This window comes from Acidobacteriota bacterium (assembly GCA_016196035.1).
In the GTDB taxonomy this organism is placed as follows: domain Bacteria; phylum Acidobacteriota; class Blastocatellia; order RBC074; family RBC074; genus JACPYM01.
In genome coordinates this window covers 128,639-139,620 of sequence record JACPYM010000123.1, presented here as the reverse complement: position 1 = coordinate 139,620, position 10,982 = coordinate 128,639, and the positions used below count along the sequence as shown (strand labels likewise).

9 protein-coding genes are annotated in these 10,982 nt (G+C 58.5%); 5 read left to right on the top strand and 4 right to left on the bottom strand.

The features are described 5' to 3' along the window. Positions 1–464, bottom strand: a 464-nt coding sequence (locus tag HY011_34540; protein MBI3428072.1) for a transposase family protein, incomplete at its 3' end; no start/stop codon positions are given. Between HY011_34540 and HY011_34535 the strand changes: the two genes are divergently transcribed. Together HY011_34535 and HY011_34530 are read left to right on the top strand one after the other, a co-directional pair. Continuing rightward, complete coding sequence (locus tag HY011_34535; protein ID MBI3428071.1) at positions 446–931, top strand: hypothetical protein; 486 nt, start codon at positions 446–448, stop codon at positions 929–931. The genes HY011_34540 and HY011_34535 overlap by 19 nt on opposite strands. Positions 932–1,516: 585 nt before the next feature. Then, a complete protein-coding gene (locus HY011_34530; protein MBI3428070.1) occupies positions 1,517–2,575 on the top strand; it encodes an acyltransferase in 1,059 nt (352 codons plus the stop codon). 25 nt (positions 2,576–2,600) lie between these two features. Here HY011_34530 and HY011_34525 read toward each other — a convergent pair whose 3' ends face one another. From HY011_34525 to HY011_34515, 3 genes are all read right to left on the bottom strand, one after another. Continuing rightward, the gene (locus tag HY011_34525; GenBank protein ID MBI3428069.1) at positions 2,601–3,440 is read right to left on the bottom strand and encodes an ABC transporter substrate-binding protein; all 840 of its coding nucleotides are present in this window, start codon (positions 3,438–3,440) and stop codon (positions 2,601–2,603) included. A 119-nt stretch (positions 3,441–3,559) separates the two neighbouring features. After that, positions 3,560–4,633 carry a tRNA (adenosine(37)-N6)-threonylcarbamoyltransferase complex transferase subunit TsaD gene (gene tsaD, locus HY011_34520; protein ID MBI3428068.1) on the bottom strand — a complete coding sequence of 358 codons (1,074 nt, stop codon included), beginning with the start codon at positions 4,631–4,633 and terminating at the stop codon, positions 3,560–3,562. A gap of 165 nt (positions 4,634–4,798) precedes the next feature. Next, positions 4,799–6,106 carry a serine/threonine-protein phosphatase gene (locus HY011_34515; protein MBI3428067.1) on the bottom strand — a complete coding sequence of 436 codons (1,308 nt, stop codon included), beginning with the start codon at positions 6,104–6,106 and terminating at the stop codon, positions 4,799–4,801. A gap of 711 nt (positions 6,107–6,817) precedes the next feature. On the opposite strand from HY011_34515, the gene HY011_34510 reads away from it, so the two are divergent. The 3 genes from HY011_34510 to HY011_34500 all read left to right on the top strand — a co-directional run bounded on the left by HY011_34510 (position 6,818) and on the right by HY011_34500 (position 10,894). Continuing rightward, positions 6,818–8,776, top strand: a complete 1,959-nt coding sequence (locus HY011_34510; protein ID MBI3428066.1) for an acetylxylan esterase — start codon at positions 6,818–6,820, stop codon at positions 8,774–8,776. 234 nt (positions 8,777–9,010) lie between these two features. After that, complete coding sequence (locus tag HY011_34505; protein ID MBI3428065.1) at positions 9,011–9,412, top strand: group II truncated hemoglobin; 402 nt, start codon at positions 9,011–9,013, stop codon at positions 9,410–9,412. Between the two features lie 384 nt (positions 9,413–9,796). After that, positions 9,797–10,894 carry a polysaccharide biosynthesis/export family protein gene (locus tag HY011_34500; protein MBI3428064.1) on the top strand — a complete coding sequence of 366 codons (1,098 nt, stop codon included), beginning with the start codon at positions 9,797–9,799 and terminating at the stop codon, positions 10,892–10,894. Positions 10,895–10,982: the final 88 nt, after the last annotated feature.

The following is a 10,982-nucleotide window of genomic DNA, read 5'->3' as shown; positions in this document are numbered from 1 at the left end:
GTATGGTAGACGTCGTCAATGAATCGCCTCAGGTGAAGCTGCGCTGACAGCAGATCGGGGTATTCGTTCAAAGCTACTTCTTCCGCTTTGATGGTTCGGATGACCCGTTCGGCGAAGCCGTTTTCTTCCGCGTGGCCGACAGCGGCCATACTGATTGCCACGTTGCGTTTTTTGAGCGCGGCCACGTAATCAGTGGCGGCGGATTGCACGCCTTGATCCGAGTGATGGATTTCCGGTCGTGCGTTGCACAGTGCGCGTGCGGCGCGCGTTAGTTCGACGCCCAGCCCAGGCGAGAGCGCCCAGCCGCGAATGATGCGCGTGAAACCATCCATCAAGATCGCCAGGTAAACGAAGCTGCCGTCCCCCAGTCGAACGTAAGTGATGTCGGCTACCCAAGCCTGCTCGGGGCGGACGATTTCCGGTTCCTTGACCAGATTCAGGTAGCGTGGAAACGAATGACGCAAATCTGGTCTATGCGGCCTCCACAACCAATAACCGGCTGGGCGTACCCGTCGGGCAGAGCGGCGCGCTGGAATATGACGCGGCGGGCAATCAGACGCGCGATACATTCACGCCCAGCAACGGCCCAGCGCGTTTCAGCTACGACGCTGAGAACCGGCTGAAGAAGGTGCTGAACGATGCCTTGACCATCGTCTATGGCGGCTATTTTTACGATGGCGATGGCAAGCGCGTGCGGCGGGTGGTCAACGGCATCGAGACATGGCAGGTCTACGGTTTGGGCGGTGAGTTACTGGCCGAATATGCAGCGAGTGGCGCGGCGGGCAGCCCGCAGAGGGAGTACGGTTACCGCAATGGGCAAGTTGCTCATCACAGCGGCGGGCGTCCCGTCGAGTTAGTGTTTCTGCCCGGTCACGCGAATGATGTGCGCAGGATAGACGTACTACCCTGCGCTTTGCCATCAGCGAGCTAAGTCTTTAAGGAGGCGGGCTACACCGATTACCAGACCGAAGACGACGCGTGGGCGGCCGATGGCCTCCGCTTTGCCGTGGCCGGCAATGGCAATTCGGTACGCCGTGACACGCTTTCTGAATTCCTGTGCAGACAAAGGACCCGGCCTCCGGTTGAAACCGTGTTCAGCGAAATCACCAGTTGGTTTCCGCAACGGATTCACGCTGTCACCACGTCAGGCTGCCCGCTCAAGGCGACCTTGTTCGTCATTGCATTTGCCTTGAGCAAGGCATTTATTTGGCAAGTTAGGTTAACTTAGTTGTTTGATTTTGATTCTCCGTCACGGCGGGCGATCTGCTAACTCTCTGGCGGGCGCGGCACCCACTAATCAATTACGTTTAGTGAAACGTTGTCAGGCAAAAAAAGGCTGGCAAAGTTGCAGTAGCAAACTTTGCCAGCCTTTTCGTTATGAAAATCGGAAGCACGGGCGTCGTTACTTATGGAGGCGCGCCAACGCAACAGATTGGAAAGAGCTTTTTCTTTTCAACGCTGCCAACCGCCCGCAGAGGCTTGCCAAATAAAAAAGGTGTGCGTAGCATTCGCGGCCATGTCTCAGCAACGAATCCCCCAACTTGACGGTCTGCGCGGCATCGCCGTGCTGATGGTGGTCGTTTGGCATTATGTTGTCTGCCAAGTCACGATCTTACCGGCCTACAGCATTCGCCTGTTATTTTTCAGTCAGAGTGGCGTGGATCTTTTCTTTGTGTTGAGTGGCTTTCTGATTGGCGGGATCCTTTTAGATAACCGGGACTCTGAACGCTACTTTCGCGCGTTTTACACGCGTCGTATCTTTCGCATCTTCCCACTATATTTCCTCTTGCTCGCGCTTTTCCCTATTTTCCAAGCGGTAATTGCATCCGATTGGCTTTTTGCGCGCCCCATGCCGCTCTGGAGTTACGCCACATTCACACAAAACATCGCCATGTCCTTGCGCGAAACGCACGGCGCGAACTGGCTGGGCATCACCTGGTCGCTTGCGGTTGAGGAACAGTTCTATTTCGCCGTGCCCTTGTTGGTTTACTGGCTGCCGCGCCGCGCACTAATGGCGATTGTGGTTGCGCTCATCGCTGCCGCGCCCTTGCTGCGCTGGCTCTGGCCAGGCTTTCACGCGCTTGTGCTTACTCCGTGGCGCGGCGATGCGTTGATGAGCGGGGTACTGCTGGCGCTGTTGATTCGGCAGCCAGGCTTTCTTGAAATTTACCAGCAGCGCCAACTTGGACTGATGGTGGTCGCATTAATACTTGGGCTTGGGACCGTGTATTTGTCAGTAGAGCCGCTTCTTGGTCCGCTTACGCCTCTTTGGTTGGCGGCATTTTATGTGCTGGCGTTACTACTCGCATTACTCAATCAAGGCTGGTTTCGGGCAGTTTTGCAAAGTTCGGTCTTGCGCTGGTTTGGTGCAATCTCTTATGGGTTGTACATGGTGCACCAGGCAGTGATCGGGCTGGTCTATTACTGGGTGCGCAAAGAGCCACCTGCTGTGTACCGGCTGAAAGATGCAGCCATTTCTCTAATTGCATTTGCTCTCAGCGTGTCGCTGGCGTGGCTTTCATTGCAGTGGTTTGAACTCCCGCTCCAACGGATTGGGCATCGGGCCAAATACTAACCTTCCACCACACTTGGCAGACGCCCTAGCCTACGAACTCAATCGTCACCTGCCGTGGAATCACACCCTTGCGGTACCCTTCATCGAGCAACAACTGCACACCTTGCCGGTCACGGTCGGTGTAACCGAGCGTGCTCTTGTTGACCCACATCGCGACGAACTTGTCCGCCGTCTCGACGGGCATGTCGCGGGCGAATTGCATGGCGTAATTGAGCGCGTCCTCGCGGTTGTCCATCGAAAACTGGATCGAGCGGTGCAGCCAGTACGAAACCTGTTTTTGCAACTCCGGCCCAAGGTCGCGTTTGATCGCATTGCCGCCCATCGGCAACGGCAAACCTGTTTCTTTCAGCCACCACGCGCCCAGGTCTACGATCTTGTCCAGGCCCTGCTCGTGAAAGGTCAATTGGCCTTCGTGAATCAGCAGGCCCGCGTCGTATTTGCCCTCGGCCACGAGTTCGATGATGCCGTCAAAGGGTTCGACCACGTATTCAAATTCCGGCGTATGCAGCCGCAAGGCCAGAAAGGCGCTGGTCAATTCGCCTGGAATGGCGATGCGTTTGTTTTTGAGTTCGCTGGCCGGGAACGGTTCGCGCGCCACGACCAGCGGGCCGTACCCGTCGCCGATGCTCGCGCCGTGCGGCAACAGCGCGTAATGCTCAGCGATGTAGGCGTAGGCGTGGAACGAGACGGCGGTCACGTCAAAATCGCGCGTCGTCATCGCAATCTGATTGAGCGACTGGATGTCTTTGAGCACGTGCGTGAAGTTCAATTCGCCGGTATCGAGCTTGTCGGTGGCGAGGCCGTAAAACATAAAAGCGTCGTCCGAATCGGGACTATGTGCAACTTTGATTTCGCGTTTGGTCATAATTGGTGATGTATGGATTTCAGGATGTGAACGCGCCGTTTGCTGCGCCTTCGGGTCATTACCTTAGCACGAGAGGCCGTTGGTTGATAAATGGCTGCGCGCGTGTCCGTAGCGATTCGTTAGAGCCGATACCGTACCTTCTTGCCCGTCCGTGCCGCTTCTACGTCCACATTGGGCAAGCGCATGCTCACATCCGCCGACATCTCCCAGCCGGAATGTTCGCCGCGCAACAGCTTCGGATAGGCCGCCGCCGCGATCATCGCCGCGTTGTCGGTGGTGTATATCGGTGAAGGGATGTAGGCGGGTACGTGTGACTCTTCAGCCAACCCACGCATGGCCGCGCGCAGTTCGCTGTTGCAGGCGACGCCGCCCGCCAGCAGCAAGGTGCGCGGATGATAAATCTGCGCGGCCTTGCGCACGCTGCGCACCAGTGCGCGCACGACGGCGTTTTGGAACGAGGCGCAGAGGTCGAGGATTTGTGCGGACGCATTGGACGGATCGGCGACCGGTTCGATGCCGTGCTCGCGCACGTAGCGCAAGACGGCGGTTTTCAAGCCGCTGAACGAATAGTCGAGCGGCTGGTCTTTGATCTCGGCCAGCGGAAAGATGATCGCGCGTTTGTTGCCGCGCGCGGCCAGCCGGTCAATCACCGGGCCGCCGGGGTAGCCGAGGCCGATCAGTTTTGAGACTTTATCGAAGGCTTCGCCCGCCGCATCATCGCGGGTGCGCGCGACTAGCTTGTAGCGCTCGGGTTCGGGCAGCAGGAACAGATTCGTATGTCCGCCTGAGACAACCAGCGCCAGCGCCGGATATTCGACGGGCGGATATTCAAACGCGACCGAATAGACGTGGCCTTCGATGTGGTTGACGCCGAGAAAGGGTTTTTCGGCGGCGAAGGCTACGCCTTTGGCGAAGTTGATGCCGACGAGCAGGGAACCGACCAGCCCTGGCCCTTGGGTGACAGCGATGGCGTCAATGGTTTGGTGCGTGACGCCCGCCTGTTGCAACGCTTCGAGGACGACACCATCAATCTTTTCGAGATGCTCGCGCGAGGCAAGTTCGGGCACGACGCCGCCGTAGCGTTGATGTGTGGCGATCTGCGAATAGATGACGTTTGACCGCACGCGCGTGCCGTCTTCGATGACGGCGGCGGCGGTTTCATCGCAGGAGCTTTCAATTCCTAAAATCAGCATTCATCAATCCAAACTTTAGACGCCAAGAAAAAAGCAACCACGAAGAGACGAAGGGTACGAAGAAGATGAAGAAGGTAAATAAGGTTCCCAGCATTGCTTCCTGCCTACTTCATGCTCTTCGTCTCTTCATGGTTGCTCCTCTTGCTTGTCGCCATTCAGACTTTGTTACCCCGCCGCTGCCGCCACCGCTGCCGGTTGCCGCCGAATTACGACCATCGTCGCGTCGTCTTTCAACGGGTCGTAACCTGGTTGGGCACAATCAAAGATGCGATGACACAGCGTGGTGACTTCGGCGCTCTGGAATTCGTTGGCCAGGCGTGCGACTTCGGCGATGCCTTTTTCGCGGTCGCTGGTGACTTTGCTGTACAGCCCGTCCGTGAAAAACAGCAGCAGGTCGCGCGCGGCACAGGGCACAGTGCTTTCCGTGAACGTTGCGTCGGGACTGAGGCCGAGCGGGGCGTTGTTGACCGGTAATTGAATTTGTTCCGACTTGGTGCGCTGGATGATCGGCAAGTGCCCGGCGTTCAGATAGCGCATCTCTTCGCCTGCCCACTCGGCCAGCACGCAGGTGAATGGGCGCTGGCCGCCGTAAAGTTCGTACACGATGTTGTTCAATTCGGCGGCGATTTTCGGCAAGGCGGGTTCACGATTGACGACCAGCAGCAGTTGCTGGTGAATGCGCGCGACGTGGCCCAACGCTTCGACGCCTCGGCCCGGCAGGTCGCCGACGATCAGCAACGGGCCGCGCGGCGTGTTGAAGATGTGGAAGTAATCGCCGACCGTCTCAGTGCCCGCGCCGTGTTTGGACGAGAACCAAACCTGCGGCAAATCCACAATCGGCGGCGGCATGAAAAGCTGGTGAATCTGCGCCGTCAGTTCATATTCTTTTTGCTGCGTGCCGAGCGCGAAGCCCTGCTCGGCGGCTTGCTGCGCCAGTTTTGTCAGCAAGGTTTTGGGGCTGAACGCGGTGTTGAAGCCGACAAAGGTGGAGAGTGCGAGCGTGGCGACTTTGAACCAGGGTGGACTGCCGCCATAAAGCGACAAGGCCAAGCAACCCAACGCGGCGTAAGTGCCGGCCTTCAGCACCAACCCGGCGTTGTAGCGCGCCGCGGCAGCCACGAGCAGCGGAAAATAAAAGAGCACCAGGCCGCCACCGTAATACGGAAAAAAGCCCTGCACGATGAAGGCCAACAGACAGACGTGCACGAGCGTGATGTCAATCAGCGTCATCATGTCTTGTGCGCCATTTTTCGCGCGCAACTTCCCGGCGAAATAGGCGACGCCCCAGAGCGCGGTGATGAACAGATACATGCGGGTGACGCGCGGCGCGTATTGCCATGTCCAGAGCGCGGCGGCGAGTGATGTGACCGCCAAGCCGAGCCGCACTTGACGCGCCAGGCTTTCGGTTTCGGCGGCGTGCTGGTTTAAGAGTTGATCTGCTTGCGGCGGCAGACTGTCTTTCAGTTTTTTCATAGGGCGGTTTTTTTTAGCGGACGATGCTGTCCAGTGTGAAATCAAGCGGCAAACGGCGCGCGTCGAACCGCAACAGGCGCGGGGTTGATGCACTTGCCTGCTTGCCGTTGGGTGAATTGATTCTGTGAAAATTTGATAGCGTAAGATACCGCAGCAGGCTGAGGTTGCGCAAAACGCGGTCGGGCCGAGGGTGGCCGTAAATTTTACGTGGGGCGGCGATACAACGGGGCAAAAGCCAGCGAAGCGCGGGTAGCGCAACCCTGCCAAGGTTGCGCGGCTTTCGTCATCGCATCACTGGCAACCCAGGCTGGAGTGCCTGAAGCCGCGCAACCTCAGCAGGGTTGCGCTACCCGCGCGTAAGCCGCCCGTTCCTTTATAAACACAATTGCGTTACCTTCCTCGCCAAATTTTCTGCTTGCATTGCGCCCCTGAAATACGCCATCTTTAGCGCCGAAGACAGTGCTCTTGTCTTTGGTGCCGCGCGCGAACCGACTTTCCTGGCTGTTGATCTGGTCGCTTTTAGATGCTTAGCCCCGTACCTTGACGCATCCCGCGTAAGCGCAGCACCCACACTTGAGTTTCCTCAAAACTCGCAGCTCCCCGTTAGCTTCCTGTACTTAATATCTCCGCGCGGCGTGCAATTTAGCCGTGCCGTGAGACTCGCCAAAGGTTATTTACACTATGAATGCTTGTGGGAAACGGTGCGCCGTGGTGGCGGCGCAACTTGTCGTGGCGTGCTTGTGGCTGTGCGGCGCCGCCTGGGCGCAAGACACCAGCAATCCGGCGGGCCGCTGGTATGTGCTGTCGGGCAGTCAGCGTATGACCTTCCGCTTTGACCAGCAAGGCGCCGCGTATCTGGGAGTGCGGCTGGACGATGCGAACAAAGTGATCGAGCAGTTCGATAACGTAAGCTGGACGGCGAGCACGCGCACGCTGGAATTTCGCCGCACCCTCGGCAACAACTGGCAATGGTATCGCGGGCGCATCGTCGAGGGGCTGTTGAATATGCGCTATTCCAGCACCACCACGCTGGCCAGCAAACCCACTGATTGGCTGGCGTACAAATGGCACCTCACCGGCTGGAATCACGAATACCTCACGCCCGCGCTGGCTCCGCAAGCCTTTGATCTACAGATTGTGCAAACCGGCGTGCGGGCGCGCCTGCACATTGACCGGTCAACCAGTTCGCCCAGCGGGTTTGAGGGCCGCCTGAAAGTCTATGCCGTGAACGAATCGTGCAGCGAACAACTCGAAGAAGACTTTGTGATCGAGCGCTGGAACGGCACGCTCTTGCGGTTCACGGTCAAAGGGCAAACGTATGAAGGCACGGTCAGCGGGCGCACGATTACCGGCACCCTGCAACAAACCGGCGCACCGGTCTATCAGTTTCGCGGCGCGCGGGCCGAAGTCTTGAGTTACGGGTTTGCCGGAAAAACGATGGAAGAACGCAGCCGCTGGCAACTGCGGGCGCGCAAGCAACTTTATCATCTGGCGCTCGCGGGCAACCCGGCGGCGCTGACGAGCGAAGTGCGCGAGACGCGCGCGCAGTTGCCGCCGTTGTTGGGCGTGCCGGACAAAAAACGCGATGACAATGCGTCATCCTATCCGCAAACCTACACGCTGACCGAACTCTCCTTCCGCTGGACTTTGCCCAACCCGAACGGCGGCGCGCAGCTCGAACGCCTGGGGCACGGTTATCTGGCCAAGCCGACCAACGGCACGCGCGGCGGGGGCCGTGACACGGCCAAGTATCCGCTGGCGCTGGTCGTCAACGGTCACACCGGCAGCGCCTGGCAAGCCTTTGATCCGAGTTCGCAGCTTTTCTGGTACGGCGATGCTTTTGCGCGGCAGGGGTACATCGTGTTGGCCGTGGACATTTCACATCGCCCGAAACAGGATCGCATCCGTTACGGCACGGTGCTCAGCGAAAGCCTCGGTTACGACGGCGGCTATGAGCAGGGCGATGACCCGGCGCATGGCAATGTCGTGAAGCCTTCGATCAAACCCGCCCTGCCGCCGGTCGCGCAAGACGCGCCGCTCTATACCGATTGGGAAGAAGACGGCGAACGCGCCTGGGACGCGATGCGGGCGCTGGATTACGCCTTGAAGCGCCCCGACGTGGATGCCGCGCGCGTCGTCGTGGCGGGACTTTCGCTGGGCGGCGAAATTTCCAGTTACATCGCGGCGCTCGATCCGCGCGTGACGGTGGGCATCAGCGCGGGCTTTTCGCCCGATTTGAACGTGTTGAAATACAACTTCAGCCACGGCTGCTGGAACTGGTCTTACGCCGACATCCGCGAATACATTGATGCCTCAGACCTGCTCGCCCTGGTCGCGCCGCGCCCGATGATTATCGAAACGGGTAAGCTCGATCCGATCTACGCCTGTTCACCGGCGTTTTTTGCCGGTGATAAACAGGTGGCGCGACGCGCGCGCGCGGCCTATGGCGCCGACGCGCGGTTTCTGCTGCATTACCTGCACAACGATGGCCATTACTTCCGCGTCGGCGATTTGAACGCGCCCGAAGCTTGGTTGCGCGTGCCTGCGCGCATTACGCCCAGCAGCCTGGGCGATACGACCTGGCAAACCGATAGCACAACCTACAGCCCGAATAACTGGACGTTGTTCCGGCATATCGGCGTGTGGTTTGGCTTTCGGTATTTGCAATAACCCCCCGCACTTCATCCACGCAGGCACACGCAGGCACACGCAGGGGCACGAAGAGAATGAGGTTTTTCTTCGTGCCCCTGCGTGTGTCTGCGTGGATGAACTTTCTCGGAGTGTCAGCGACACAGCTTTAGGACACTACCGAACCTTGTGAGTGTTTGGACTTCTGAATTTGGAGTGATAATTTGAGCAAGGAACGCGCGGGCAGCTTGTTCAGGACTTCAAACGAAACGCACAATGGAAATCACGAAACAACCAACGACCTCTCTTTACGAGCGCATTGGCGGCGAAACAGTCATTCGGCAACTGGTGGATCGTTTTTACGATTTGATGGAGGTGGAACCGCTGGCGGCGGGCATCCGCGCCTTGCATCCGGCAGATTTGAGCGCGTCACGCGAGAAGCTGTTTTTGTTCCTGGCCGGCTGGATGGGCGGCCCGCCGCTGTATGTGCAACGCTTCGGGCATCCGCGCTTACGGGCGCGGCATTTGCCGTTTCCGATTGCCGAGCGCGAGCGCGATGAATGGTTGTGGTGCATGTTCAAAGCGCTCGACGAATTTGTGCCAGACGTCGGCTTGCGCGAGCAGTTGGCGCATTCATTGGCCCAGACAGCCGATTTCATGCGCAATCAAGAAGGTTGAGCGGGAAGGCTGAGTGCCGCGGTTCTGCCGAGCCTCTTCGCCGCACCGCATTAATTGACACTCCCAGGCCGTTCAGCGATACTGACTCACCTTGTTTAGCCAATCGTTCATTACAGTTAAGTCGTGTTGGTCAGGGATATTCAGGGCCTGGGCTGCGCAGTGATTTTTAGGGTGAGCAGGACGGATGGGTGCCCGTCCGCGCGGCTGGGCTTTTCCCCCAAATTGGCCCCAAGCTGGCGTTGCTGGTGCAGGCGAATTCAAGTTCCTTCCATCTCCTACAAGTGTCGTTTGCCAGTGTCGTTTGCCAGTGCCGTTTGCAAGAGGTGTTTTCCGGTTTCTTGAAGCGAAACCCGGCCGACAGGCCGAGAAAACCAGAGGTCGTTTATGTGGCAGAAAGTGACGTGGTCGGCGTTGCGCGCGAGCGTGGCGCTGTGTGTTTTGGCGGGCGGGTTGCGGGCGCAGCAACCGAGTGCTGAAGTTGCGGGCGACTTGCGGGCCAGCGCGGCGGGCGAGCAACGCTATCGCATCGGGCCGGGCGATCTGCTGGACATTCGCGTGTTTGGCCATCCTGAAATGGGCCGCGAGGCGCGCGTGGACAATGGCGGGCGCATTCGCATCCCCTTTATGGATGAGATTCGGGCCGCCTGTTTGACCGAGGTCGAACTCTCAAAAGTCATCGAAGATAAGCTGAAGAAATACTTGCGCGCCCCGCAGGTAGACGTGCTGATCAAGGATTATCAAAGCCAGCCTGTCGCCGTGATGGGTGCGGTTTCGCATCCGGGGCGGTTTTTACTGCAACGGCGCGTGCGCTTGCTGGAATTGCTGGCGCTGGCGGGCGGCGCGAATACGAATGCCGGCGGCAGTCTGAATTTGATTCGCGGCAAGGATTACGATTTCTGCGCCAATCCGGCCACCGCGATGGCAACTGGGTCAGTGGATAAAACGCCCGGCCCGAGCAAAGACGCGGCGCAGGCAGGCGCAGCGGGGGATGACTCCGAAAAGTTGTTTGACGGTTCATTTGTGACGATCAACCTGCACGATCTGTTGGGTGGGACACCCTCCGCCAATGCCGCGAATATCTACATCGAACCGGGGGACATCATCACTGTGCCGGAAGCCGATCAGGTTTTTTTGACGGGGGGCGTGATGCGACCGGGGCCGATTCCGCTGCGCCAGGCGACGACGCTGTTACAGGCCATTGGCATCGCGGGCGGGTTTTATCCCGATGCGGCCAAAAAACGTATCCGCATCTTGCGCCAGCTTCCCGGTTCACAAGAGCGCAAGGAAGAAATTTACGATTACGAGGCCATCGAAAAGCGCAAAGCGAAAGACGTGGTTTTGCTGGCGAATGATTTGATCGAAGTGCCCAGTTCGACCGCCAAAAGCATGGGGTTGCGCGTCGCGTCAGCGACGCTTGAAACACGCGACCATTCAAGCGTCGCTGACGCGACGCGGGTTTGTGGCGCGGATACCGTGGGTTGAAAACCCACGGCTAAATTCAACCGCCGCTAACGCGGCAAAAACAATTTTCAATACACGAGATAACTTAGTTTCTCGTGTATTGAAGGAA

Bases quoted from the DNA above. Each gene is read 5' to 3' on its own strand.
- HY011_34530 (MBI3428070.1), top strand. From the start codon at position 1,517: ATGTCTCAGCAACGAATCCCCCAACTTGACGGTCTGCGCGGCATCGCC.
- HY011_34525 (MBI3428069.1), bottom strand. From the start codon at position 3,440: ATGACCAAACGCGAAATCAAAGTTGCACATAGTCCCGATTCGGACGAC.
- tsaD (MBI3428068.1), bottom strand. From the start codon at position 4,633: ATGCTGATTTTAGGAATTGAAAGCTCCTGCGATGAAACCGCCGCCGCC.
- HY011_34515 (MBI3428067.1), bottom strand. From the start codon at position 6,106: ATGAAAAAACTGAAAGACAGTCTGCCGCCGCAAGCAGATCAACTCTTA.
- HY011_34505 (MBI3428065.1), top strand. From the start codon at position 9,011: ATGGAAATCACGAAACAACCAACGACCTCTCTTTACGAGCGCATTGGC.
- HY011_34500 (MBI3428064.1), top strand. From the start codon at position 9,797: ATGTGGCAGAAAGTGACGTGGTCGGCGTTGCGCGCGAGCGTGGCGCTG.